This is a genomic window from Sphingopyxis sp. GW821-FHT12C06 (genome assembly GCF_058807415.1).
The window spans coordinates 1,043,576-1,069,020 of the sequence record NZ_JBXAQR010000001.1 but is presented as its reverse complement, the minus strand read 5'-3'; the positions used below and the strand labels follow the sequence as shown (position 1 = coordinate 1,069,020).

17 protein-coding genes and 1 pseudogene are annotated in these 25,445 nt (G+C 63.4%); 5 read left to right on the top strand and 13 right to left on the bottom strand.

The window, feature by feature from the left end; translation table 11 throughout:
• Positions 1–68 precede the first annotated feature (68 nt).
• Positions 69–1,232 carry a LacI family DNA-binding transcriptional regulator gene (locus AC1RRJ_RS04780; protein WP_493120567.1) on the top strand — a complete coding sequence of 388 codons (1,164 nt, stop codon included), beginning with the start codon at positions 69–71 and terminating at the stop codon, positions 1,230–1,232.
• 125 nt (positions 1,233–1,357) lie between these two features.
• Complete coding sequence (locus tag AC1RRJ_RS04775) at positions 1,358–3,364, top strand: glycoside hydrolase family 3 protein (protein WP_493120566.1); 2,007 nt, start codon at positions 1,358–1,360, stop codon at positions 3,362–3,364.
• Between the two features lie 93 nt (positions 3,365–3,457).
• Here the strand turns inward: AC1RRJ_RS04775 and AC1RRJ_RS04770 are convergent, their stop codons facing one another.
• The 6 genes from AC1RRJ_RS04770 to AC1RRJ_RS04745 are packed head-to-tail and all read right to left on the bottom strand — an operon-like array spanning position 3,458 to position 8,816.
• Entirely contained in the window at positions 3,458–4,414 is a 957-nt protein-coding gene (locus AC1RRJ_RS04770) for a Gfo/Idh/MocA family oxidoreductase (protein WP_493120565.1), read from the bottom strand.
• A 2-nt stretch (positions 4,415–4,416) separates the two neighbouring features.
• Positions 4,417–5,262 (bottom strand): class III extradiol dioxygenase subunit beta, encoded by an 846-nt coding sequence (locus AC1RRJ_RS04765; RefSeq protein WP_493120564.1) that lies wholly within the window; start codon positions 5,260–5,262, stop codon positions 4,417–4,419.
• Positions 5,262–5,672: a protocatechuate 4,5-dioxygenase subunit alpha gene (gene ligA, locus AC1RRJ_RS04760; protein WP_493120563.1), complete on the bottom strand. Its 411-nt coding sequence runs from the start codon at positions 5,670–5,672 to the stop codon at positions 5,262–5,264. Before ligA ends, AC1RRJ_RS04765 begins: the two co-directional genes overlap by 1 nt.
• On the bottom strand, positions 5,669–6,691 hold the full coding sequence (locus tag AC1RRJ_RS04755; protein WP_493120562.1) for an amidohydrolase family protein: 1,023 nt from the start codon (positions 6,689–6,691) through the stop codon (positions 5,669–5,671). The genes ligA and AC1RRJ_RS04755 overlap by 4 nt, the downstream gene beginning before the upstream one ends.
• Positions 6,688–7,554: an NAD(P)-dependent oxidoreductase gene (locus AC1RRJ_RS04750; protein ID WP_493120717.1), complete on the bottom strand. Its 867-nt coding sequence runs from the start codon at positions 7,552–7,554 to the stop codon at positions 6,688–6,690. The genes AC1RRJ_RS04755 and AC1RRJ_RS04750 overlap by 4 nt, the downstream gene beginning before the upstream one ends.
• Positions 7,555–7,607: 53 nt before the next feature.
• Positions 7,608–8,816 carry a LysR family transcriptional regulator gene (locus tag AC1RRJ_RS04745; RefSeq protein WP_493120561.1) on the bottom strand — a complete coding sequence of 403 codons (1,209 nt, stop codon included), beginning with the start codon at positions 8,814–8,816 and terminating at the stop codon, positions 7,608–7,610.
• 99 nt (positions 8,817–8,915) lie between these two features.
• Here AC1RRJ_RS04745 and AC1RRJ_RS04740 point away from each other — a divergent pair, with 99 nt between their 5' ends.
• From AC1RRJ_RS04740 to AC1RRJ_RS04730, 3 genes are read left to right on the top strand one after another with little or no spacing between them, the layout of a single operon-like run.
• Positions 8,916–9,590, top strand: coding sequence for a 4-carboxy-4-hydroxy-2-oxoadipate aldolase/oxaloacetate decarboxylase (locus AC1RRJ_RS04740; protein ID WP_493120715.1), 675 nt, complete (start codon positions 8,916–8,918; stop codon positions 9,588–9,590).
• The gene (locus tag AC1RRJ_RS04735; protein WP_493120560.1) at positions 9,583–10,638 is read left to right on the top strand and encodes a 4-oxalomesaconate tautomerase; all 1,056 of its coding nucleotides are present in this window, start codon (positions 9,583–9,585) and stop codon (positions 10,636–10,638) included. The genes AC1RRJ_RS04740 and AC1RRJ_RS04735 overlap by 8 nt, the downstream gene beginning before the upstream one ends.
• On the top strand, positions 10,635–11,522 hold the full coding sequence (locus AC1RRJ_RS04730) for an amidohydrolase family protein (RefSeq protein WP_493120559.1): 888 nt from the start codon (positions 10,635–10,637) through the stop codon (positions 11,520–11,522). The genes AC1RRJ_RS04735 and AC1RRJ_RS04730 overlap by 4 nt, the downstream gene beginning before the upstream one ends.
• 13 nt (positions 11,523–11,535) lie before the next feature.
• Here the strand turns inward: AC1RRJ_RS04730 and AC1RRJ_RS04725 are convergent, their stop codons facing one another.
• The 7 genes and pseudogenes from AC1RRJ_RS04725 to AC1RRJ_RS04695 form a co-directional block, all read right to left on the bottom strand.
• Positions 11,536–12,747, bottom strand: coding sequence for an HlyD family type I secretion periplasmic adaptor subunit (locus AC1RRJ_RS04725; RefSeq protein WP_493120558.1), 1,212 nt, complete (start codon positions 12,745–12,747; stop codon positions 11,536–11,538).
• Positions 12,744–14,924 carry a type I secretion system permease/ATPase gene (locus AC1RRJ_RS04720; RefSeq protein ID WP_493120557.1) on the bottom strand — a complete coding sequence of 727 codons (2,181 nt, stop codon included), beginning with the start codon at positions 14,922–14,924 and terminating at the stop codon, positions 12,744–12,746. Before AC1RRJ_RS04720 ends, AC1RRJ_RS04725 begins: the two co-directional genes overlap by 4 nt.
• Positions 14,911–16,182, bottom strand: a complete 1,272-nt coding sequence (locus AC1RRJ_RS04715) for a TolC family protein (protein WP_493120556.1) — start codon at positions 16,180–16,182, stop codon at positions 14,911–14,913. The genes AC1RRJ_RS04720 and AC1RRJ_RS04715 overlap by 14 nt, the downstream gene beginning before the upstream one ends.
• Positions 16,183–16,346: 164 nt before the next feature.
• Complete coding sequence (locus AC1RRJ_RS04710) at positions 16,347–20,594, bottom strand: Ig-like domain-containing protein (protein WP_493120713.1); 4,248 nt, start codon at positions 20,592–20,594, stop codon at positions 16,347–16,349.
• 69 nt (positions 20,595–20,663) lie between these two features.
• Positions 20,664–20,945, bottom strand: a pseudogene (locus tag AC1RRJ_RS04705) (BapA prefix-like domain-containing protein); the annotation flags it as partial.
• Between the two features lie 981 nt (positions 20,946–21,926).
• Entirely contained in the window at positions 21,927–24,371 is a 2,445-nt protein-coding gene (locus tag AC1RRJ_RS04700) for a TonB-dependent receptor (RefSeq protein ID WP_493120555.1), read from the bottom strand.
• 130 nt (positions 24,372–24,501) lie between these two features.
• Complete coding sequence (locus AC1RRJ_RS04695) at positions 24,502–25,386, bottom strand: alpha/beta fold hydrolase (protein WP_493120554.1); 885 nt, start codon at positions 25,384–25,386, stop codon at positions 24,502–24,504.
• Positions 25,387–25,445 lie beyond the last annotated feature (59 nt).

The following is a 25,445-nucleotide window of genomic DNA, read 5'->3' as shown; positions in this document are numbered from 1 at the left end:
TTGAGCAGATGCGGTTCCGGTGCCGGATTTCCGCGCCTTTTCACGCAGCAACATGGTGATCTCGACAAGTGCAAGCGGCCCCACTCCCCTCCTCCATCTTCGTCGGCCTTGCATTAGACAGCGCTGTCATTAGAAGGCCGCAAAGGGCTCCAGGACATCGCAACCGATGCCGAGAGAAAGGATGCACAGCATCCAGCCCGCGCGACGAGGGGATTTTGATGGGGCGAACAACAATAATGGATGTGGCCGATCGTGCGGGAGCATCGATCAAAACCGTATCCCGCGTGATCAATGGCGAACCCCATGTCCGGCCCGCAATGCGCGCAAGAATCGAAGCGGCGATCGCCGCGCTGGATTTTGTTCCCAATTCGGCAGCGCGCTCGCTGGCCAGCACCAGATCCTTTGTGATCGGCGCCTTTTTCGACAACCCCAGCCCGAGCTATATCGTCGCCCTGCAACGCGGCGCGATGGCCGCATGCCGCGAAGCCGGATTTCACCTGGTCGTCGAGGAAGTGGATTCGTCAGCAACAGACCTTGCCGGCCAAATGCGGGATATGCTGGCGAACTCGCGGCTGGACGGGGTCATCCTGTCCCCGCCCCTGACCGACAATCCTGTCGTTCTGGATGCACTCGAGGCCAAGGGACTCCATTATGTCCGTCTTGCACCGGTCAGTTTCCACGGGCGTTCGAGTTCGGTGACCATCGATGATCGCGCCGCAGCTGTAGAAATCGCGCGGCACCTCTGGTCACTCGGCCACCGCAGCTTTGCCGTCGTGACGGGCCCGCAAAGCCATGGCTGCTCCGCGCCGCGTCTCGAAGGTTTTCTGGAATCGATCAGCGCGCTGGGCGGCGACCCGCAGCAGGTCCGGCTTGCCCCGGGCGATTTTTCGTTCCGTTCGGGCATGGAGGCCGGACACAGCCTGCTTGCCGCCCCCGACCGGCCAACCGCCATCTTTGCGAGCAACGACGACATGGCGGCCGGCGTACTGGCGGCTGCGGGCAAGCTGGAGTTGCAAGTGCCCCGCGATATTTCGGTGGTCGGCTATGACGATAGTGCGATTGCCGAGCAGGTCTGGCCGCCCCTCACCACCATCCGCCAACCGATTGCGTTGATGGCAGCGGAAAGCGCGCGTCTTCTCATCGAGCCGGGAAAAAGCGGGCAAATCCATGAAGTCCCGATCGCGTTCGAGATGGTTGTGCGCGGGTCGACGGGCCGCGCCGTCAACGCGTGATGGATCGGTCACGATGCAGATGAGCCTCAAGGAACGGGGCGCATGGAGCCGACCGACAGCGACGAACTGGAAGAAAAGCCCGGCTTTTCCATATGAAGATCCGGCATAGCGAAAGAGGCAAGGCGATGCGTAGTTACAATGGAAGCACGAAGCGATATGCGGTCAGAACAGCACTGCTTGGTGCCGCGGCATCATGGCTGATAATGGGTCATGCCGGGGCGCAATCCCCCGCGCCGACATTGGCGCCCGCACAACCCGCGCTCGGCACCCGCACCGCCCCCGTGTTAACCGAAGCCGGTCTGCGGTTTCGCGATCTCAACCGCAACGGCACGCTCGATCCCTATGAGGATTGGCGCCTGCCCGCCGAGGTTCGCGCGCGCGACCTGGTCGGGCGGATGACGCTGGAAGAAAAAGCCGGGGCCATGATGCACGGCACCCTGCCCGCCAACGGCGTGGTCGGCACCGGCGATCGCTATACCCTGCCGGCGGCGTCGGCCTTCATTCGCGACCAGCATATCAATAATTTCATCACCCGGCTGGCCGCCGCGCCGCGCGATTTTGCCGAACAGAATAATGCGCTTCAGGCGGTCGCCGAAAGCACAAGGCTGGGCATTCCGCTGTCGATCAGCACCGATCCGCGCAATCATTTCCAGACCTTGACCGGTGCGGCCTCCGCCGCGGGCAGCTTTTCGCAATGGCCCGAAACGCTGGGCCTTGGCGCACTCGACGATCCTGCGACCACGCGGCGCTTCGCCGACATCGCGCGTCAGGAATATGCCGCAGTGGGCATTCGCGTCGCCTTGTCACCGCAGGCCGATCTCGCCACCGAACCGCGCTGGGCACGGGTCACCGGCACCTTTGGCGAGGATCCCGAACGCGTCGGCCGCCAGGTCGAGGCCTATGTCGCCGGGTTTCAGAACGGAACCGGCGGCCTGAACAGGGACAGCGTCGCAGCCGTGGTCAAGCATTGGGCGGGCTATGGCGCCGCCAAGGACGGCTGGGACAGCCACCTCCACTATGGCCGCTTCGCCACCTTCCCCGGCGGCCGCTTCGCCGATCACCTCAAGCCCTTCGAAGGCGCATTTCGTGCCGGGGCAGCGTCGGTGATGCCGACTTATTCGATTCTCGAAAATCTGAAGGTCGACGGACGCGCGGTCGAGCAGGTCGGCGCCGGCTTCAATACCTGGCTGCTTCAGGATCTTCTGCGCGGGACATATCGCTTTAACGGGCTGATCGTATCCGACTGGGGGATCACCAGCGACTGCCCGGCCGCGTGCATCAACGGCAGCGGCCCCGGAAAACCGCCGGTGATCGGCATGCCCTGGGGTGTCGAAAACCTGCCCCGGGTCGAGCGCTTCGCGCGCGCGATCAACGCGGGCAACGACCAGATTGGCGGCAGCGAAGAAGGTGCGCAGATCGTCGCGGCGGTGAAGGCGGGCCTGATCACACAGGCCCGCGTCGATGATGCGACGATGCGCGGAATGCTCCAGAAATTTGAAATGGGCCTGTTCGAAAACCCCTTTGCCGATCCTGATCATGCCGAAACGGTGGTCAACAACACCGAGTTTCGCTCTGCAGCATTTGACGCCCAGCGCCGTGCGCTGGTCATGCTCGAAAACCGCAAAAATCTGTTGCCGCTGCGCCCCGCCGGGCAAAAGCTGTTCCTGTACGGAGTATCCGCCGACGTTGCCCGCAGTCAGGGCTTTGAAGTGGTCGACGATCCAGCCAAAGCCGACCTCGCGGTCATCCGCGCCACGACGCCGCATCAATTGCTGCACCCCGATCATTTTTTCGGGACGTTGTTTCACGAAGGCGACCTCGATTTCAAACCCGGCAACCCCGATTATGAGGTGATTTTGCGCGCCAGCCGGTTAGTGCCGACAATCGTCACCGTCTATCTCGATCGCCCTGCGATCCTCACCAATATCCGCGAACACGCCAGTGCGCTGATCGGCAATTTCGGCGTTAGCGACACCGCCTTGTTCGATGTTCTGACGGGCAAGGCCAAGGCCGAAGGGCGCCTGCCGTTCGAACTCCCCTCGTCGATGGACGCGGTGCGTGCACAGGCCAGCGATGTCCCGCACGACAGTGCCAATCCGCTCTATCCGATCGGTTTCCGGCACGACGACTGACCGGGGCAAGCCGCCCTGATCGGCACCGCGCGTTACATCGCATCGGCGCGCGCGGTGCCGGACCGGCCAATCCGCAAAACTTCACCCGGTAATTCAATGCAATAAAGATGTGTTTTGAAGCTGCGTTTGCAGCGCGTCGAGCACACGGTAGCATGGCATCACCTGTGCGACACTGGCATTGGGCTCGCGGCCCTCGCGGATTGCCGCGACAAACTCGCGGTCCTGCAATTCGATGCCGTTGGACGACACCGCGACGCCCGCCAGATCGACCGGCTCTTCACGGCCCGTCACCAGATCGTCGTAACGCGCGATCCAGGTGCCACTATCGCAAATATAGCGGAAGAAGGTGCCGAGCGGACCGTCGTTGTTGAAGCTGAGCGACAGGGTGCAGATCGCGCCGCTTGTCGCCTTGAGCTGGATCGACATATCCATCGCGATGCCGAGTTCGGGATGGATCGGTCCCTGAATCGCATTCGCCGCGACGATCGGCCCTGCCTGATAAGCGAACAGGTCGACGGTGTGCGCGGCATGGTGCCAGAGCAGATGATCGGTCCATGACCGCGCCTCGCCCTTGGCGTTCATATTTTTGCGGCGGAAGAAATAGGTCTGAACGTCCATCTGCTGGATGTTGAGCTCGCCCGCGGCGATCTTGCCGTGCAGATATTGGTGGCTGGGATTGAAGCGCCGCGTGTGGCCCACCATCGCGACCAGCCCGGTTTCATGCGCCTTGGCGAGTACGGCCTCGCCCTCGGCGAGATTGTCGCACAGCGGAATTTCGACCTGCACATGCTTTCCGGCCTCCAGGCACTGGATCGTCTGGCTGGCGTGCATCTGGGTCGGGGTCGCAAGGATCACCGCGTCGAGACCGGGCTGTTCCAGCGCTTCGGCCAGGTCAGTGCAGGCGTGGCCGATGCCATATTTCGCCGCGACCGCCTGCGTCGGCTCCAGCCGCCGTCCGACGACCGAGACGACCTCGACCCCGTCGATCCGCTGCAGCGCGTCGAGATGCTTTTCACCAAAGGCGCCGGCGCCGGCGAGAGCAATTTTCACATTCATTCTCCAACGGGTTCAAGGACGATATGCCCGACGGCTGTATTGCTCGCGGGCACATGATAATGACGGTGCAGCGCACGGGTCGTCGCCCCCAGCGCGCCGCGCATGACAAGCCACATCACCATCTCAATCCCCTCCGATCCCGTCTCGCGAAGATATTCGATGTGGGGAATGTGGCGCAGCGCCTGCGTGCGGCCTTCGAGACGGTCGAGGAAGCGATTGTCCCATTCGCGGTTGATCAACCCCGCGCGCTCGCCCTGCAATTGATGGCTCATCCCGCCAGTGCCCCAAACCTGCACGTTGAGATCCTCGGGGAAGCTCGCCACCGCCTTGGCGATCGCTTCGCCGAGCGCCCAGCAGCGATTGCCCGAGGGCGGCGGATAGGTGACGACATTGACCGCGATCGGGATCACGCGGCACGGCCATTCGGCCGGCTTTCCGAACATCATCGTCAGCGGCACGGTCAGGCCGTGATCGACCTCCATCTCGTTGATGATCGTCAGGTCGAATTCGTCGAGGATACAGCTTTGCGCGATGTGCCAGGCAAGGTCGGGATGCCCCTTGACCACCGGCACCGGGCGCGGCCCCCACCCCTCGTCGGCGGGCTGATATGCCTCGGCACAACCGATCGCGAAGGTCGGGATGATCTTCATGTCGAACGCTGTGGCATGGTCGTTGTAAACGAGGATCACGACGTCGGGCTTCTGCTCCGCCTCCCACCGCTTTGTCCATTCATAGCCGGCGAAGGCGGGCGCCCAATAGGGCTCGGCGGTCTTGCCGAGGTCCGACGCGACGCCCAGCGCCGGAATATGACTCGACGCCACGCCTGCGGTGATGCGGGCCATTATCGTTTGTCCTTGATCGAGCGCTGCCCCTCGGGCGAGCGCCCCCCGGCGATCATCATCGCCGAATAATCCTCAAGGCTCATGCCTGACATCGTCGACACCGCCTGAAGAAAGCTTTGCCCGTCGGTCGAAAAGACCTTGGCCATGAAATAGATATTGCCACCCAGATCGAGCAGCCGGTTGTAGTCGCGCGCGAGCACCGCTTGCTTCTGTTCCTCGCTCATCGGCCATTCGTCGAGATAGGCGCGTTCGCCCGCCTTCCAGCGTTCACGATTTTTGACCTTGATCAGGCTCATCGCGAACTGGTTGAGATGATAGCCCTGCCGCGCGCGCTTTGCGGTGAAGACGCGCGTGCCGGGGATGTCGTCGAACGCCGCGAGATAGTCGTGGATATCCAGCGGGCCGCTCACAGCCCACGCGCTTTCAACTGGGCGTCGAGCCGCGGGAAGACGCGCCGGGCATTGCCCTCGAAGATCGCGTGGCGCTGTGCGTCGCTGATCGGCAACGCGTCGACATAGCGTTTGGTGTCGTCGAAGTGGAAGCCGGTCTGGGGGTCGATCCCGCGCACCGCGCCGACCATCTCGCTGCCGAACAATATGTTCCGGGTGTCGATGACTTCGGTCAGCAGGTTGATGCCCGGCTGATGATAGACGCAGGTGTCGAACCAGACATTGTTCATCACATGGCCGTCAAGGTCCGGCTGCTTCAGCATGTCGGCGAGCCCGCGATAGCGACCCCAATGATAGGGCACCGCGCCGCCGCCATGCGGAATGATGAAGCGCAGGCTCGGGAAATCAGCGAACAAATTACCCTCGATCAACTGCATGAAGGCGATCGTGTCGGCGGCGATATAATAAGCGCCGGTCGCGTGCAGTCCCGGATTGCAGCTGCCCGAGACATGGATCATCGCCGGGACGTCGAGCTCGACCATTTTCTCGTAGAAAGGATACCAGAAACGGTCGGTCAGCGGCGGCGCGGTGAAATGGCCGCCGCCCGGATCGGGGTTCAGGTTGCAACCGATGAAGCCCATATCGACACAGCGCTCCAACTCCGCGATCGAACCCTGCATGTCGGCACCGGGCGATTGCGGCAGCATGCACACTGGCGCGAAGATATCGGGATAGAGCGCGGCGCAGCGCGCGATCAGGTCATTATTCGCCCGCGCCCACGCCCTGGACACGCTTTCGTCGCCGACATGCGGCGCCATTGCCGAGGCGCGCGGCGAGAAAATCGTCATATCGGCGCCGCGCTCGCGCAGCAGCCGAAGCTGGTTCGCCTCCAGCGTCTCGCGGATTTCATCGTCGCCGATCGCAGGATAGGCCGGGACCGCCTCTCCTGCCTTGAACGCCGCCTTTTGCGCATCGCGCCAGTCGTTGTGCGCGGGCGGCGCGGTCGTATAGTGGCCGTGGCAATCGATGATCAGCGTCACGCGGCTTCCCCCTTTCCGAATGTTTCGAGCATGTCGAGCTTGGCCGCCAATCCCTCGGGGGCGGCCAACCCCAGCTCACCGATCGCGCGCTGGCGCTCGACCGTGCCGCGCGTCATCGCCGAGCCCGTACCGAGCGCGTCGAGGGTCTTGACCACTTCTTCCATTTCGGCGGCGCGGCGCAGGCCGTGGACCATCATCCGTTCGAAATTATAGTCAGCCCGGTCGGCCCACCGCCCTCCGGTCCCACCGGCATCGAGCGACGCCAGAAGCTGTTCGGTTATGCCTGCGGCGTGCGCGGCGAGGAAACATTCGGCGGTCAGTGCCTCCAGCCCCTTGACCATGACCGAGCGGATCATCTTGATCGACGATGCCGCGCCCACCGGTCCGGCAATGACGGTGGTATGGGTGAAGCCTATTTCGGCCAAAAGCGTGGCGCCCGCTTCGGCATGCGGGCCGCCGACGAGCAAGGGAACGTTCCGACGCGCCGGGTGGACCGGCGCCATGATCGCGACATCGACATAGCGCGCACCGACAGCTTCGATGGCGGCGGCGGCGGCGCGCTTGGTATCGGGCGCAACGCTGTTCATGTCGAACCACAAGGCACCGCGATCGAGCAGCGGCGCAGCGGACTGCGCCGCGATTAGCGCCTGATCGGCGGTGACGAGCGACAATATCGCACACGCGCCGGCGAGCGCTTCGGCCGCTGTGTCGCATGCAGCCACCCCGGCGCGGGCGAAATCGTCGAGCTTGGCGCCGCGCCTCGCGGGATCGTCGGTCGCAAGGTCATAGCCGCGCGCGGGCGCAGCGCCGGCAAAGGCGGCGCCCGCTTCTCCGAAACCGATAAAGACAAAGGCGGCGGTCATCGTCCGGGCATAGGCAGCGTGCAGGACAGCCGCCAATCCAATTGCCCGACAGGCTATTTATTTTCCGGAATTCTTGTTTCCATGGCCGCGCTTTCGAGCAGGGCAATGAAGCGACGCTGCGCGGCCGTCGGTCGCCAGCCGATACGGGTCGTAATACCGATCGTCCGCACTCCGCCCGCCAGTGGCCGCCCGATTGCCGCAAGAACCCCGCTCTCGATCTCCAGCGCCACCTGATCGGGTGACAACAGCGTGAGCAGGTCACTATCCACAAGAATGCCGCGGATCACCATGACCGAACCACAGGCGATCGGCGCTTCGGGAGGGCTGTGCCCCTCGAACATTGCGTCCCAATGCGTACGCAGCGGCGCATTCGCATGGCCAACGATCCAGCCGAACCGCGACAGGTCATCGAGACCGGGATCGGTAGCGGACGCCAGCGGATGCCCCGCGCGCCCGATCACCACTAACCGGTCGGTGAACAGCGGATGCTGCTCCAGACCCTGCGGCGCCTCGTCGCGCAACGCGCCGATCATCAGGTCGATCACCCCGTCGCGGAGCGGATCGACGAGCTCACGCCACGACCCTTCGACGACATCAACCAGCGCGCGCGGCGATCCGGTGACAAAGCCCGCTATGGCCTTGGGCAAAAGCAGTGCGCGCGAAAGCGGCATCGCGCCAACCGCGATCACGCCGCTCTCCTCTTCGCCCGAAAGCTCGGCAATCCCGGCGCCGATTTCCCGCGCGGCAAGCCGGACACCGCGCGCCAGTGCACGCCCCGCAACGGTCAGCACGACCCCGCGGCCACGCCGTTCGGCGAGCGGCACGCCGCAAACCTGCTCAAGGTCACGCGTCGCACGGTGGAGCGCGGGTTGCGACACCCCCGTCACCCCCGCCGCGCCGACAAAGCTTCCCGCATCGGCCAGCGCAAGAAACGCCTGGAGCTGGCTGGCGGTCATCAACTGCTCGGGCCGCGCAAAGCCGCGCCCGCCGCGTCGGGCGGCCCCGCGCATCGCGGCGCCCAGATGCGCGAACGCCGCAGCCGCGCGCCCGGCCATGAGCATTCCCGCCGCCGTGGGCACCACCCCGTCGGGACGGCGATCGAACAAGGACACGCCCAGCTGCCGCTCAAGCTTGGCCAGCCCCTGAGTCAGCGCGGGCTGCGAAATATGCACCGCATCGGCCGCAGCATTCATCGTACCGTGCGCCATGATCGCGGTGAGTGCGCGCAGGTGCCGCAGGTTAAGATCAAACGGCGATAACATCGGTGCATATATAGCAAAAACTTATTGGCAGCGCATAGTTGTGAATTGAGCGCACGCCCGGCTGCGGCCTATGCCCTCCCCTACATTCAGGAGAATATCATGGCAGGACGCGTCGTCCGCAACATCGCCCGCGCCGAAGCATCGGTGATCGCTGGGCTCGCCGCTTGCGGGGTTGCCACCGTGCACGAAGCGCAAGGCCGGATCGGCCTGCTGGCCAGCCGCATGCGCCCTATCTATCCCGGCGCGCGGGTCGCCGGTTCGGCCGTCACCATATCGGCGCCTCCCGGCGACAATTGGATGATCCACGTCGCGATCGAGCAATTGCAGGCGGGCGACATTCTCGTCCTCGCCCCGACCAGCCCCTGCGAGGACGGCTATTTCGGCGATCTGCTGGCGACATCGGCGATGGCCCGTGGATGCCGGGGACTGGTGATCGACGCGGGGGTGCGCGACATACGCGACCTGACTGCGATGGGATTTCCGGTCTGGTCGAAAGCGGTTTTCGCGCAAGGGACGGTCAAGGCGACGCTGGGATCGGTCAATGTGCCGATCATCTGCGCCGGCGCAGCAATCGAAGCAGGCGATGTGATTGTGGCGGACGACGACGGCGTCTGCGTCGTCAAACGTGCCGATGCCGCCGCCGTGTTGGCAAAGGCGCAGGCGCGCGAAGCCAATGAGGAAGTCAAGCGCCAGCGCCTCGCGGCGGGCGAACTCGGGCTCGACATCTACGCCATGCGCGGCAAGCTCGAAGCGATGGGCCTTGTTTATGAATGATGGCGTCCACTGCATGTGGATGCGCGGCGGAACGTCGAAGGGCGGCTTCTTCGTCGCTGGCGACCTGCCCGCTGACACCGCCGAACGCGACGCCTTCCTGCTGCGCGCCATGGGATCGCCCGACCCGCGCCAGATCGACGGCATGGGCGGTGCCGACCCGCTGACGTCCAAGGTCGCGGTCGTGTCGGCTTCGGCCCGCGAAGGCGTCGATGTCGACTATCTCTTCCTGCAGGTCTTCGTCGATCAGGCCATTGTTTCCGACAGCCAGAACTGCGGCAATATGCTCGCCGGGGTCGGACCATTTGCTATCGAACGCGGGCTCGTCTCCGCGACCGGTGACGAGACGCGGGTAGCAATCTTCATGGTCAACACCGGGCAGATCGCGGTGGCGACGGTTCGGACCCCCGGCGGTGTCCCGACCTATGACGGCGAGGCGCGGATCGATGGGGTACCGGGAACCGCCGCGCCAATCCCGCTGGAATTTCGCGATACCGCCGGATCGTCGTGCGGCGCGTTGTTGCCGACCGGAAATGCGGCGGACGTCATCGACGGGGTCGCCTGCACATTGATCGACAATGGCATGCCGTGCGTCGTGTTCCGGGCGAGCGACGTCGGCGCCACCGGACAGGAAAGCCGCGAGGAGCTGGATGCCGCCACCGAACTCAAGGCGCGGATCGAGGCGATCCGGCTGAAGGCCGGGCCGATGATGAACCTGGGCAACGTCACCGAAAAATCGGTCCCCAAAATGATGCTCGTCGCCCCGCCCGCGTATGGCGGCGCGGTGACGGTCCGCAGCTTCATTCCGCACCGCGCGCATGTCACGATCGGCGTCCTCGGCGCGGTCAGCGTCGCGACCGCATGCCTGATCGACGGATCACCCGCTGCCGAGGTGGCGGTCGTCCCCGATGGCCGCCGCAAGACGCTGTCGATCGAGCATCCAACCGGCGAGATGAGCTGCCTGCTCGAGCTGGGCCCGGACGGCGAGGTCGCGACCGCGGCGCTGCTGCGCACCGCACGCAAGCTGATGGACGGGGTGATATTCGCATGAGTGCCGACGAACAGGGCCGCATCCGCAGCTGGACCGGGCAGCCATCGAAGCCGCGCTTTGTGCCGCCGCCCGGCTCGGTCGATGCGCATTGTCATGTGTTCGGCCCCGCCGCCGATTTTCCGTTCAGCCCGCAGGCCAAATATCAGCCGCAGGACGCCGGGCCCGAGATGCTGTTCGCGCTACGCGATCATCTGGGCTTCGCGCGCAATGTGATCGTCCAGGCGAGCTGCCACGGCACCGACAATGGCGCGACGCTCGATGCGATCGCAAAATCGAACGGTAAGGCACGCGGGGTCGCGGTGGTCGATCCGGCGATTTCGGATGCCGATCTCGCGGCACTTCATGCGCAGGGAATGCGCGGCGTGCGCTTCAATTTCCTCAAGCGGCTTGTGGACAATGCGCCCAAGGACAAATTCCTCGAACTCGCGCACAGGCTACCCGCTGGTTGGCATGTGGTGGTTTATTTCGAGGCCGACATTCTCGAGGAGATGCGCCCCTTTCTCGCTGCGATCCCCGTGCCGATCGTCATCGACCATATGGGGCGCCCCGACATCGCGCAGGGCCCCGATGGCGCCGACATGCGCGCCTTCCGTGCACTACTCGACAGCCGCGACGACATATGGACGAAGGTGACCTGCCCCGACCGCCTGTCGCCGCAGGGCGAGCCCTATAATGATTTCGTCGCGGCGGTCGCACCGCTGGTCGAGGCGTATCAGGATCGCATCCTCTGGGGCACCGACTGGCCGCATCCCAATATGGAGCATCGCATCCCCGATGACGGCGGGCTGGTCGATGTCATCCCGCGGATTGCGCCAACGGCGGCGCTCCAGCACAAGCTGCTCGTCGTCAACCCGATGCGCCTCTATTGGCCCGAAGGAAGCTAGCGGGTCGTGCGCCTTAGCGCTCGCGCATCGCTTCCTGCGCCTTGTTGATCGGCTTCAGCATATAATCCATTACGGTCTTGCGGCCCGTGCGGATCTCGACGGACGCGACCATTCCGGGCATGATCGCGTGATCGCGGCCATCCTTGGTGCGCAGGCTTGAACGTTTGGTGCGGATGAAGACACGGTAATAGACCTGGTCGCGACGCACCTCGTCCTGCAGCGTATCGGGCGAAATACGATCGACCGTGCCGGCGAGCGAGCCGTAGATCGAGGGATCATAGGCGGTGATCTTTACCGTGGCCGGAAGGCCGGGGCGGATGAAGGCAATGTCGCGCGGACTGACGCGCGCCTCGATCAGAAGCTCGTCCCCCAGCGGCACGATCTCCATCAGCGATCCGCCAGGCTGGATCACCCCGCCGATCGTCGAGACTTCGAGATTCTTGACAATCCCGCGCACGGGCGAGGCGATCGTGGTACGGTTGAGCTGGTCGCGGCGACCGCTCATCACCTGGTTGACGACCTCGAGCTCGGAACGGGTCTTGGCATAGTCGGCGTTGGCATCGATCACGAACTGGTTGCGCAAGGAATCGAGCTTGGCCTGAAGCTCATTCTCCTGACGCTGGAGACGGATCACTTCGACGTCGTTGGCAGCGCCCAACTCCACAAGCGGCGCCGTCATCGCCAGTTCGCGCCGGACCAGCGTGAGTGATTGCCGTAGGCTGGCGGTGGCGACCTGAAGATTCTGACGGCGCGAGTGGAGCAGTTCGAGCTCGCGCGCCATCAGCCCGGGGGTCTGGCGCACGGCTTCGCTGAACTGCGGCGTGCCGCCGCTGATTTCGGCTTCAAGCCGCGCGGCGCTAGCCTCCAATGTCCGTGCCTTGGCCTCCGCCTCGCCCAAAGTGGAGCTGAAGCGCGCGCGATCGAGTGTCGCAAGCTTTTGACCCGGCCGGACGATATCGCCTTCATGGACGAAGATGCCATCGACGATCCCGCCCTCAAGGCTTTGGATCACCTGCGAACGCGTGATAGGCGTGACCTTGCCCACACCGATTGTAACCTCGTCGAGCGCGCCGAAATAGGCCCAGACCAGCAGCGCGGCCATACCGACGGAGATGATCGGGATGATCCGGATCTTTTCGAAGCGCGTCAGCCAGCCATCGTCGTAGCCACCCGACACGCCGGGAAGGGCGGGCTCGACCGTCTTGCGGCGCACGAAGGCGATCATGCGGGCTGCCCCTGCAACTTGTCGGCGGCAGTGGTGGTGGCGGCTGCACTCCCCCCACCCGATAGCGCGGCGAGCACCTTCGCCTTGGGGCCGTCGAGTGCGACCCGCCCATTGTCAATGACGACAATGCGATCGACGAGTTCGAGCAGGCCGGGCCGGTTGGTCGTGACAACCAAGGTCCGGCCGCCGAGCCAGGTGCCGAGTTGCTGAACGAGATTGCGCTCGCTCAGCTCGTCGAGCGGCGCCGATGGCTCGTCGAGCAGGAGGATATTGCCATTGCGCAACAGCGTGCGCGCAAGGAGCAGCGTCTGTCGCTGTCCGCCCGAAAGCCCGACGCCGCCTTCCTGCAGCATCAGGTCAAAACCATGCGCCTGGCTCTGCACCAGCGGCAATCCGCCGCTCACCGCCAGCGCCGCCAGCATATCTTCGTCGCGAGCTGCCGGCGTGCCGACGAGCAAATTTTCGCGGACCGTGCCGAGGAACAGCTGCGCCCCCTGCCCCAGATAAGCGGCCTCGCGGCGAATATCGGCCGGGCTGACCAAACCCATGCTCGTCCCGTCAAGAAGCATCCGCCCGCTGCCGGGCTGCGCCATGCCCGCGAGGAGGCGCAGCAGCGTCGATTTTCCTGCTCCGATCCGGCCGAGCAGCGCGACGCGCTCCCCCGCACGGATCGTCAGCCGGTCGACACGCAGCACCGGTGCGGATTCGGCGTCATAGGCGAAACTGACACCCTCCAGTTCATAGTTGCCGCGCAAAACGGTGCGCCGCAGCAGCCCCTGATCGGGATCGTGATCGACGGGTTTGTCGAACAGATCGTCGAGCGCCGCGATTGCGATCTTCGCATTCTGCCAGCGCGTAAAAATCTGGCCGAAAGGAATGAACAGGACGAGCGCACGGCTGGTGAGGATCGAGCAGGCGATGAGCGCGCCCATCGTCATATTACCATCCATCACCTGGAAGGCACCGAAGACGACGACCGCGGTATAGGCGAGCTGCTGAAGCGTCTGTGTCCAGTTCACAAACAGCGATGACAGAAAACGCTGGCTGGCGCCGATGCGCGTACCGGTATCGCTGAAGCGTTCCCACAGCGACTGGAAGCGCGCCTCGGACTGGGTGGCCTTGATTTCCTCGACGCGCTCGATCGATTCGACCAGAATGGCGTTGCGCAGCGCGCTCTCGCGCATGCCTTCCCTGGCGAGCTTCGCCAGCGGACGTTGCAGCAGCATTCCAGGCAATGCGATCAACAGCGCGGCGGCAACCAGCACGAAGGTCAGCGGCCCCGCGAGCATCGTGAACAAGATAAGGAACAGGATGATGAAAGGCAGATCGACAATCGCCGCGATCGTGGTCGAGGTCAGCAATTCGCGGATTTGCTCGATGTCGCGCAACTGTGCAATCAGAGCGCCGGTCGATCGCGGCCGGGCGTCGTTGCGGATGTCGAGCGCGCGCGCGAAGACCCGCGCCGAAATCGCCATATCGGCTTCACGGCCGATACGATCGACGATGGCCACACGGGCGGTTCGCAGCAACAGCTCGAGCAACAGCGCGATCCCGGTGCCCAGCGCGAGCACCCAAAGCGTGGGAATCGATTGTGCCGGGATGACGCGATCCCAGACCTGCATCGCGAACAGCGACGTGCCGAAGGTGAGCAGATTGCCAAACAGCGAAGCGAGCATGATGTCGCGATAACCGCTGCGATGACCGATGATCGCATCGCGCAGCCAGCTTTTGGCAGGCTTGCGCAGAAACGCCTCAACCCGCGCGTCGCGCGTTTTGGTCGAGAGCGGTTCGACAAAGCCGACGCGCCCGTTCGCCTTTTCGCGAAATTCAGCGAGCGGAAGCTGCACCGGACTATTGTCGAGCAGGCGTGGCAGGATGATCTCGGCGCTGTCGGCGCTGCGGCCCAGCACGATCGCGACGGTGCCGTCGCGCATCGCGAAGATCGCGGGGAGCATCATGTCAGGAACATCGTCGAGCGCGGCCGGCACAATATCGAGCTTGAGCCCCGCCGAACGTGCGGCGGCGACGAGCCTTGCCTCGGTGGTTTCGGCGGGATTGCCCCATGCCAGCCGCCCGGCGAGCTCGGCTTCGGTGATCTTGACGCCCTTCAGCCCGGCGACCGCCACCAGCGCAGCGCCCCAGTGCGGCACGGACTCGACCACGTCATCCGCCACCATTTTCCCCCTCGCTCAGGTCAGACGGAAGGCCCAGCGATTGCCGCAGTTTGCCATAGACCGTCTCGTAGCGCACCCGCGCCGTCATAATGTCATACTCGGCGCCAATCCGCGCGCTGGCGGCACGATAGATTTCAAGCTCGGCATTGAGCAGGTCGGTCAGACTGCGTTTGCCGAGCTTGTATTCCTCGAAAAAGATCCGGCTCGCCGACACCGCCTGCTTCTCTTGATTGCGATAGGCGTCGATCCGCTGATAGCCGCCGCGGATTTCCTCGCGCGCGGTGAGCGCCCGCCCGCGCGCATCGAGTACCGCCGATTGCTTGACGGCTTCGGCGGCGCGGCGATCCTCTTCCGCGGCACGCACCACATAGCGATTGCTGGATCGATAAAGATCGCCCGACACCGTCATCATCGCGGTGAAGCCGTTGTCGCGCGAATTATAGCTGTAATTGTTGCGACTATAGCCGAGTTGCAGCCCGAGCCGCGGATAGCGTTCGGCACGCGCCTGGCCGATGCGTGCTGCGGCGGCCTTTTCTGCCTGCTCGGCGGCCGCGATCACCGGCAATTGCGCGAACTCGGGCTCGGCCTCGCGCTCTTTGAACCCGTCGATCACCGGTCCGGGGTCGGCATAGCTATCCGCGATGCCGCCGATCAGATTGGCAAGCGTGACCTTGGCAACGGTCAGCGAAGACCTCGCCCGAATTTCGTCGCCACGTGCGCTTTCGACGCGAACATCGGCGAGCAACAGATCGGACCGGTCCGAAATCCCGGCATTGGCCCGCAGCGCGATCAGCCCGCGCAGCCGCTCCAGCGAGCGAACATGTTTCTGGGTTTCCAGCACGAGCAGTTCGAAGCGTTTGACGTCGAGAAAGGCAACCGCGCCGCGTTCGGCGAGCTCGTCCGCGACGGCTTCGAGTTCGAAGCCGCGCTGCTTTTCTGTCGAGGCGGCATAGCCAATCTCGCCCTTGGAGCGGCCGAAATCCCAGACAAGCTGGTTAAGCGACAGGCTGGGGCCCGCCATATTGTCGTTGAGCCCCGAGCCGCTTTTGCCCGAGAGCATATTGGGGCCGACATTGGCATGATAGGATAGCTGCGGCGTCCACACGCTGCGCGCGGCTCCCAAGTCGGCGCGCCCACGAGCCAGCGTCGCCATCGCGCGCGCGACATCGGGGTGGCGCGACAGTGTGAGCCCGACTGCATCGACGATATCGATTCGGCCTTCGGATTGCGGAGCGGCATCTGCCGGCGATGCGGCAGCCAAAGGAGCGTCATCGGATTGTTGACATTCCGCCGAAAATGCCGTTCCGGAAAGGAAAACTCCGGAAATCAAAACGCCCGATACTCTTGAGGCATAGATCCAAAAGAGAACCGGGCGTTTTGTTTTCATTGCCAATAAGTGATGCGTTTAAGTGCCACTGTCCAGTGTCAAATAACCATTACTGCCACGGCATCCTCCACCATCACGGTGGTGGTACCGAGAACGTAATGATTGTAGGCGTGGCCGTCGATCAAGGTCTGCCCCTGATAGACCGCACCGGTCAGATTGACGCTGTCGTTGCTCTCGCCGGTCACGATGATCTGGCGGTTGCTGTCGGTAGCGGCGAGCACGCCAGCCTCGTCGATCGTGGCGGTGCGACCGCTATCGCCGTGGCCCAAATCGATCCGTTCCATATTGCGGACGTTGGTGAGCGCATCGAGCGTGATCACCGTTCCGCTGTCGACGAGCAGAATGTCGGTTCCGGTGCCTCCATCGATAAGCGTATCCGCAGCGTCATAGACCAGGAGGTCGTTGCCGCCATCGCCGTATATTTCATCGGCCCCCGCACCGCCGCGGATCAGGTCATTCCCGCCGCCGCCATGAAGAATATCATTGCCGCCATAGCCATAAATGCGTTCGTTCGCCGCGCCACCGTTGAGCGTATTGGCGCCAGCCGTACCTTCGATCAGCGTCGGATTGCCGTTCTGGTTGATGAGGCTGAGATCAGCCAAGGTGCCTGTGGCGGTGGTGTTCGACAGACCATTAGTGTCCATGCCCATGATGGTCGTCGAACTGAGCACCTGAAGGCCGACCAGCGTGAGATCCTGGTTGAAATGCACCGAGTTCAGGAATTCGTTGATCGCCAGATTGTCGATCGCACCGCCGCCCGATTTGACGATGGTCATCGTCGAACTCGGCGCGATGATCCCGAGAATCCCCGGGTCATTGACGATGTTGACCTGAAGCCCGAGTTCGGCCGCGAGAGCGGCAGAACCCGTGAGCGTATAGGCACCAAGATTGAGCGCCAGCAACGGCGCATAGCGAACGACGACGCTCGACAAATTGCCGTCGGGATCGACAGCAGCGAGCGATTGCCCGCTGAGGTCGAGCAGCCCGAGCGCTTCCGCGCTGATCAGCCCCAGCAGCGATGCGCTGGTGGCCTGGACGATCGGTCCGACATTGACATCCGTGATCGTGATCGCCTGGCTGTCGCTGTTACCGACATTGCCCGCCGCATCGATCACGCGAACGTCGATAGTGTGCGCGCCGAGGCTGAGATTGCCGGGACCGTAGAACCAGCTCGTCCCCGAAGCCGTCGCCGACGTCCAGGTCGCGCCACCGTCGAGGCTCACTTCGACACGTTCACTGGTGGCGAGCACCGCGCTCAGCGTTCCGCTGATCGTGGGTGACGTGTCGTCGGTCATCCAGTCGCCGAGCGTGCCTGTATCGTCCGAGATCCCGGTGATCGCAATTGTCGCGGTCGGCGCGGTGAGATCGACCGTGATGACATGGGCGACCGAAGGCAGGCTTTCGTTGCCGACAGCATCGCGCGTAGTGACGGTAAAGCTGTGACTGGTCTCGGTGAGCGGCGCGCCAGGCGTAAAGCTCCACGCACCCGCACCATTGGCAGTGGTGGTGCCGATCAGCGTGCCATTGTCGAAAACGCGCACCAGGCCATTGGCCTCGGCGCCCGTCCCCGCCAATACCGGTATGGTATCATCGGTAAAGCCGCCATTGGTCACGAGGCCGATCACGGTGCCGATATTGTCGGTGACACTGACGATGACGGGGGCGGCGGGAGCCACTGCATCGATCGTGATGACGTAGGGCGCCGACTGCACGCTGGCATTGCCCGCAGCATCAGTCGCACTGATCGTGAAGCTATGCACCGCCGACGTCAGCGGCGAAGCTGGCGTAAAACTCCACGCCCCTGCACCGTCGGCGTTGGCCGTACCGATCGCAGTGCCATTGTCGTAGATGGTGATGACCGCATTCGCCTCGGCACCCGTCCCCGAAAGTGTCGGCAGCGTATCATCCGTCGCACCGCCGTCGAGAACGGGTCCGAGGATCGGGGCGACATTGTCGGCGATCGAGCCGATCACCGGCACCGCAGGCGGTGCAATGTCGATGGTAATGACATAGGGCGTCGACTGGGCGCTGGCGTTGCCAGCGGCATCGGTTGCGCTGATCGTGAAGCTGTGTGCGCCGGTCGACAAGGCCGCGCCCGGTGTGAAGCTCCACGCACCGGCGCCATCGGCATTGACGGTACCGATCGCGGTGCCATTGTCATAGACGGTGATTGTGGCATTGGCCTCGGCGCCCGCGCCCGAAAGAACGGGGATCGTATCATCGGTCGAGCCGCCGTTGGCGACGTTGCCAACGATGGCGCCGACATTGTCATCTACGCCGCCGACCGTCGGGATCGCGGGCAGCGTGGTATCGACAGTGATGACATAGGGCGCGGACTGGGCGCTGGCATTGCCCGCGGCATCGGTCGCGCTGATCGTGAAGCTGTGCGCGCCGGCCGGCAAGGCGGCGCCAGGTGTGAAGCTCCAAGCACCGGCGCCATTCGTGGTCGTCGTGCCAATCGCGGTGCCATTGTCATAGACTGTAATTGTGGCATTGGCCTCGGCGCCCGCACCCGAAAGAACGGGGATCGTATCATCGGTCGAGCCGCCGTTGGCGACATTGCCAATGATGGTGCCGACATTGTCATCCACCCCGCCGACCGTCGGGATCGCGGGCAGCGTGGTATCGACAGTGATGACATAGGGCGCGGACTGGGCGCTGGCGTTGCCAGCGGCATCGGTTGCGCTGATCGTGAAGCTGTGCGCGCCGGCGGGCAAAGCCGCACCCGGCGTGAAGCTCCACGCACCTGCGCCATCGGCGTTAGCCGTGCCGATCGCGGTGCCATTGTCATAGACTGTGATGACCGCATTGGCCTCGGCACCCGTCCCCGAAAGAACGGGAATGGTGTCATCGGTCGAGCCGCCGTTGGCGACATTGCCCACGATGGTGCCGACATTGTCATCCACCCCGCCGATCGCCGGAATCGCGGGCAGCGTGGTATCGACAGTGATGACATAGGGCGCGGACTGGGCGCTGGCGTTGCCCGCGGCATCGGTCGCGCTGATCGTGAAGCTGTGCGCGCCGGCCGGCAAAGCCGCACCCGGCGTGAAGCTCCACGCACCTGTCCCACTGGCGGTCGTCGTGCCGATCGCGGTGCCATTGTCATAGACCGTGATTGTAGCATTCGCCTCGGCGCCCGTACCCGAAAGAACGGGGATCGTATCATCGGTCGAGCCACCATTGGCGACATTGCCAATGATGGCGCCGACATTGTCATCCACCCCGCCGACCGCCGGGATCGCGGGCGCCGTAGTGTCGATCGTGATAACATAGGGCGCGGACTGGGCGCTGGCATTGCCCGCAGTATCGGTTGCACTGATCGTGAAGCTGTGCGCGCCAGCGGGCAAAGCCGCGCCTGGTATGAAGCTCCACGCGCCTGTCCCACTGGCGGTCGTCGTGCCGATCGCGGTGCCATTGTCATAGACGGTAATCTTGGCATTCGCCTCGGCACCCGTTCCCGACAACACGGGAATGGTGTCATCGGTCGAGCCACCATTGGCGACATTGCCAATGATGGCGCCGACATTGTCATCCACCCCGCCGACCGCCGGAATCGCGGGCGCCGTGATGTCGATGGTGATGACATAAGGCGCAGACTGGGCGCTGGCATTGCCCACCGCGTCGGTCGCGCTGATCGTGAAGCTGTGCGCGCCGGCCGGCAAGGCCGTGCCCGGCGTGAAGCTCCACGCGCCCGTCCCACTGGCGGTCGTCGTGCCAATCGCGGTGCCATTATCATAGACGGTAATCGTGGCATTCGCCTCGGCCCCCGTCCCCGAAAGCACGGGGATCGTATCGTCGGTGACGCCGCCATTGGCGACACTGCCGAGAATAGCGCCGACATTGTCGACGACGTCGCCGATCGCGGGCACTGCAGGTGCTGCAGCATCGACGGTCACCGTCGTTGGCGCCGAGACATTACCCGCAGCGTCAGCTGCCGTCACCCGTACCGTCGTGCCATTTGCGAGCGGCGTGGGGGGGGTGAAGGTCCAGTTGCCCGTCGCATTTGCCGTGACGGTCCCTTCGATGCTTCCATCGCCGTTCACATCGATGCGGACGCTTGAGCCGGCCTCGGCCGTTCCCGTGACCACCCTGCCATTGGTCGGCGCGACGACTGGGGCAGCAGGCGGCGTCGTGTCAACCGGAGGGGTTCCGCCGCCGCCACCGCCACCACCACCGCCGCCTGCAGCAGCGGCCACGCCGCCACCGACGAGCAATGCGCCCAGTCCGGCAAGCAGGCCGCCACTCATGCCTCCACCGACCGCAGCCGCGCCGGCGTCGGTCGTCATGGGGGCGAACGAATAGGCCAGAGCCTCTACGGACGTGTCTGTTGAAAGGTGGCAGGTGCTGTCGCTCAGTTCGGCGCGCCATTGCCGTCCGTCGCCCGGGTCAACAAAAACCACATCCGGAATGGAATCCGCGGGGCAGGTAAAATAGCCGTCCAGGCGCACACTCGTGCCATCCGCGAAGCGCAGGACAAGATCATCTCCCTCCCGCTCCATCGCTGCGAGTTCACCGCGCGCAGCGGCAACCTTTATGCTCGCAGCATCTTTAATAGATACCGTTGCATCCTTCTGCTGCAGGAGATGGCTTTCGACGGCGCCAGGTTTACGCGGCGAAACTTCGATGCGTTTTTCCATGTCTCATCTCCCAAGTATTGCAGACTACCAAACCACTTCTTGCGACCCTATCCATTCTGAAAACTTACCGTATGCGTATCGGTATTTTACTACGGCTTCCGCGACTCATCATCATTTGCATAGACAAATCGACCTATCGCCAATGAGGCTATGCGACTAAATGATAACATTATCCTAATGATCTATAATCACAACATATTGATAATGACCAAAGTACAATGGAATATAGTATCATTGTCGCCAGAAAACTGGCTATGTTAGACAAATTCCAAAACAAGTAGAGATACTTACCAAAGACATGCTTGCATAACCGAACATTTCCAGAGAATCCGACATTGTCAAAATTCCATTTCGAAACGAACAAGAAATTAACCAGTTACGCTTTCTCAATGTTCTCGGGTAAGTTCATAACTTCTATTCAAGCTCATCTTATCTAGCAAGTACAATCGAATATGTCGCACGAGAGGCGTGTCACGCCGCATGGCTGGCTTGCCAGGCACCACCTTGTTCAAATGACCGATACGAAGCCGGCGCCGCCGAAAGCAGAGAAGCGCGCGCCAGGGATTTCATGTCATTGGCGGGAAACCGCGCCGGCGGCTGCATTTACACGCCCACGACCCGGCTAAAAGCACGCATCGTCGATGGTGGAGATCGCAGCGAACCTCCCACGCGCGCATCGACGACTCATCGGGACGGCTCTTTAGAGTATTTTTAGAGTGTTTCGGATCAAGAGCAGCTGCCGCCATCGCATGGCGGCGCAGCAATCCCCGGTCAGCTCGCCACCCCCCGGAAGGGCCGAATGGCCGGCGACCTGCACGTCCTGCAGATCGGGGCCTGCAAGGAGCAAGACGCGGCTCGCCGGACTAGTCGGGGACGCCTGGCTATTTCGCGAAGCAGTCTGTACTTTGCGCCGCGGTCGAACTGACTCGCGAAAGACTTGATGGCGGGCGTCACCAAAATGCCACCCGCCACCCTGTTGGTTTAGAATTTGAACCCGACCTCGACATAGATTTCGCGCGGATTGTCGACAAAGGCCGACATGTCGGCGAGGACGCCCGAACCGGTGGCTCCGGTCCCCGATCCGCCCGCGAAGGGAATGTCATTCGCTGCGGTGACAACCAGTTCGTTGGTCAGGTTGCGGCCGATCAGGCCGATCGTCCAGCGATCGTCGGGACCATTGAGTCGCAGCGCTGCATCGATCTTGGTAAAGGCGGACTGGACCCCGTCGGGACGCAGCGTGTCGGTAAAGTTATATTTTCCGGTGTAGGTGACGTCGCTCGACATTTGCAGCGTCCAGCCTGACGCGCTGAGCGGCAGGTCATAGCTGGCGCCGATCCGTCCCGCAAAACGCGGCGCCTTCGGCGGGGTACGGCCGTCATAGTCCTGGCTGGTGAAGGCACCGCCCTGCCCCGCAAGGAGATTACAGCCGGCAGCCACCGTCTGGCCACCATAGCATTGACCGATATAGTCCTTATACTTCGCATCATTGAACGCCGCTGCGCCGCGCAGCGAGAAGCCGCCCGAGCGCCAGTTGAAGTCGCCCTCGATACCCTTGACGCGCAGCGTACCGGCGTTGGCCACAACCTGACCGATGGTGACCGGATCGAAATTCTGCACCTGCAGGTCGAGATAGTCGTAATAATAAGCGGTGGTGTTGAGCGACAGCGCGCCGTCCAGCAGGATGGCGCGCGCACCGACCTCACCCCCGCGCGCGCGTTCGGCGCCATATTCGCCGGCCGCGACTGTCGCCGCAGGGGTCAGCGTCTGGGAGATATTGAACCCGCCCGATTTGAAGCCTTCCTTGTAGGCCGCGTAGAAGGTCAGGTCGCGTGACGGCTTGTAGCGGAGCGTGACCTGCGGCGAGAGGTCGGTCTCGCGGTAGCGGTCGTCGAGACGGCGCCCGCCCGGGAAGGCCCCCGCAAAGGCCGGGTTCGCCGCCAACGACGCCTGATAGCTGTTGCGCGCTTCATAGCTCCAGCGCGCACCACCCGCGAGTTCGATCGTGTCGGTCAAATTGGCCGTCACTTCGCCAAATGCCGACATCGAGCTGCCCGTAAAACCATTGTCGCGCTTGAAGGTCGTGAAAGTCGGATTGCCCGCAGCGGCCGGCAACGGGAAGATATAGGCATCGGTGTTGAAGATGAACTTGTTGCTCGATGCAAACAGGCCGAACAGCATGTTGACCGGGCCGTCCCATTTCGACTGGAAGCGCAGTTCCTCGGCGGTCTGACGATAATCGGCAAGCTGCGAGAAGCTGGCCGGATAGGCTTCGCCCGACACGTTGCTGAGATCGGTCTGCTTGAAGCGATAATAGGACGTGATCGACGTGACGTCGAACACATCGCTCGTCAGCGTTGCGGTCAAAATGCCGTAACCCGACTTCAGCCGCGAATACATATGGCCGTCGCCGGCATAACGATAGTCAGCCTGCGCGACCGTCAGCGGCAGCGTCGCATTGTCCGACCGGCCATCGATCGCGCAATCGGCATTGGGGCTCGGCGGGATACCGTTGGCGGAGAAGGGCGTGGTGCGCCCACCGCCACAGATGCGTTCGATAAGATCGCTCGGACCGCCATCCTTCTGGTCGGTATAACCGGTCTTGACCTGGAAGGTCAGATTGTCGGTTGCATCCCATTCGACTGTCGCGCGGCCGCTGTAGGTCCGCCCGCCGCCGCGATATTTGCTGTTGCGGTGGCGCTCCAGACCGAAGGGATCAAGATAGGTCGCCGCCGCGGTGTTGGTGAAGGCGCCTTCGCTGTCGGAGACGCGAAATGCGAGGCGCGCGCGCAGCCCCTCGGCGATCGGGCCCGAGATATAGCCCTCTCCATATTTTTCCTGCGCTTCGAAGCCGTAACCCGCCTTGAACCCGGCTTCGAAAACGTCGCGCGGATTGTTGGTCGACACCGCGATCAGGCCACCGGTCGCATTCTTGCCGAAGAACAAGGCTTGCGGACCCTTGAGCACTTCGACGCGCTGGACGTCATATTGGCTGAGGCTGATTTCGCGGCCACGGCTCATCGGCATGCCATCGACGACGAAGGACACCGACTGATCGAATCCGGCGCTGAGCGCGGTCGAGCCGACGCCGCGCAGGAAGATGCTGGCCGACGAACCCGACGCCGCCTTGCCCGCGACCATCGTCGGGACAAGCGATGCCATGTCGCTGAATTCGGTAACCGCATAATTGTCGAGCTGTGCTCCCCCCAGCGCGGTGATCGCGACCGGCGCGTCGATCAGGCGTTCGTCGCGGCGGCGCGCGGTGACGATGATTTCGCCTTCGGCCGGTGCATGGACAGCTTCGTCGGCAGCGGGTGCCGGATCGCTGACCTGTGCCTGCGCCTGAGCGGGGACGGCCAATCCGGCCGTAACGATAATCGACGCCAGGCAGGCGTGGCGAATGGCACGAAGCGAAGCACTGCGATTCATGACGGTCCTCTCCAGATAAAAAAGCGGGCCGTCACCTGCGGCCTTGGCCATTAACCTAAGCTTGTTAGATTTAAAGTCAATCGCTAAAAATAACGTCGTAAGGTTTACGTGGATGAGTTCTATCTAGCTGTTAAGCGGTGATTTTGTTCGGCATGGCGAGCTTGCCTTGGCCCAGAACACACCGCGCAAAGGCGATGACTCCGTCGTTGAAAGCATCGTTGCGGTCGCCGGCCACCATATGGCCGGCCCCCGCCACGTCGAGCAGTTGGAGCCGCGGAACCTGCCGGCGAAAGGCTTCAACCCCCGCATCGCTGACGACATCGCTCGACAGGCCGCGCACGAGCAGCACGGGCAGGTCTGAAGACGATCCAAGACCGTGCGCCGCCTCCCGGACGACGCTCTGATGAAATTCGGACTGCGTTTCAAGAATCCGGGGGTCCCAATGCCAGCGCAGCCGGCCATCATCCCCCTCGCGCAGATTCTTCATGAGCCCGCCGCCCGCGGCCGGGCGCGTACGCTCCGGATTATAGGCCGCGACCGCATCCGCCGCTTCATCCACCGAAGCAAAGCCATCGGGATGGCCACGCATGAAGGAAATGATGCGGTCGATGCCCCGCGCATCGGGTTCGGGGACAATATCGACGAGGACAAGGCCGGCCGGCCGTAGCCCCTGATCGATCGCGACAATCGAGGTCGCGCCGCCGAGCGAGGCGCCGACGAGAATGAAAGGCACATTCAGCCCCGCAGTTACCACCGCCAGATCGGCCGCCCGATCTGACAGCGCATAGGCGCCTGTCGGCGACCAGTCGCTTTCGCCATGCCCGCGCGCGTCGAAATTGATGACCTGAAACCCTTCGGCCAGCAGGCGTTCGACCGCCCGGCTCCAGCTGTGCCGCGTCTGTCCGCCGCCGTGGAGAAAAATGACCGCGGGCGCAGCAGCATCGCCGCCCTGGTCGGCGACCAGTTTGACGTCATCCAGCGCGACGAAAACCATATGCTGCAAACCGTTCGTCATCGGGACTTCACTCCAGCTTGCCAAAACACTGCGCCTAGCCTTATCTAACATCAATAGTT

Excerpts from the sequence above, each read along its gene's own strand:
- AC1RRJ_RS04775 (WP_493120566.1), top strand. The coding sequence starts at position 1,358 with ATGCGTAGTTACAATGGAAGCACGAAGCGATATGCGGTCAGAACAGCA.
- AC1RRJ_RS04765 (WP_493120564.1), bottom strand. The coding sequence starts at position 5,262 with ATGGCCCGCATCACCGCAGGCGTGGCGTCGAGTCATATTCCGGCGCTG.
- AC1RRJ_RS04750 (WP_493120717.1), bottom strand. The coding sequence starts at position 7,554 with ATGACCGCCGCCTTTGTCTTTATCGGTTTCGGAGAAGCGGGCGCCGCC.
- AC1RRJ_RS04745 (WP_493120561.1), bottom strand. The coding sequence starts at position 8,816 with ATGTTATCGCCGTTTGATCTTAACCTGCGGCACCTGCGCGCACTCACC.
- AC1RRJ_RS04740 (WP_493120715.1), top strand. The coding sequence starts at position 8,916 with ATGGCAGGACGCGTCGTCCGCAACATCGCCCGCGCCGAAGCATCGGTG.
- AC1RRJ_RS04735 (WP_493120560.1), top strand. The coding sequence starts at position 9,583 with ATGAATGATGGCGTCCACTGCATGTGGATGCGCGGCGGAACGTCGAAG.
- AC1RRJ_RS04730 (WP_493120559.1), top strand. The coding sequence starts at position 10,635 with ATGAGTGCCGACGAACAGGGCCGCATCCGCAGCTGGACCGGGCAGCCA.
- AC1RRJ_RS04725 (WP_493120558.1), bottom strand. The coding sequence starts at position 12,747 with ATGATCGCCTTCGTGCGCCGCAAGACGGTCGAGCCCGCCCTTCCCGGC.
- AC1RRJ_RS04720 (WP_493120557.1), bottom strand. The coding sequence starts at position 14,924 with ATGGTGGCGGATGACGTGGTCGAGTCCGTGCCGCACTGGGGCGCTGCG.
- AC1RRJ_RS04710 (WP_493120713.1), bottom strand. The coding sequence starts at position 20,594 with ATGACGACCGACGCCGGCGCGGCTGCGGTCGGTGGAGGCATGAGTGGC.
- AC1RRJ_RS04700 (WP_493120555.1), bottom strand. The coding sequence starts at position 24,371 with ATGAATCGCAGTGCTTCGCTTCGTGCCATTCGCCACGCCTGCCTGGCG.
- AC1RRJ_RS04695 (WP_493120554.1), bottom strand. The coding sequence starts at position 25,386 with ATGACGAACGGTTTGCAGCATATGGTTTTCGTCGCGCTGGATGACGTC.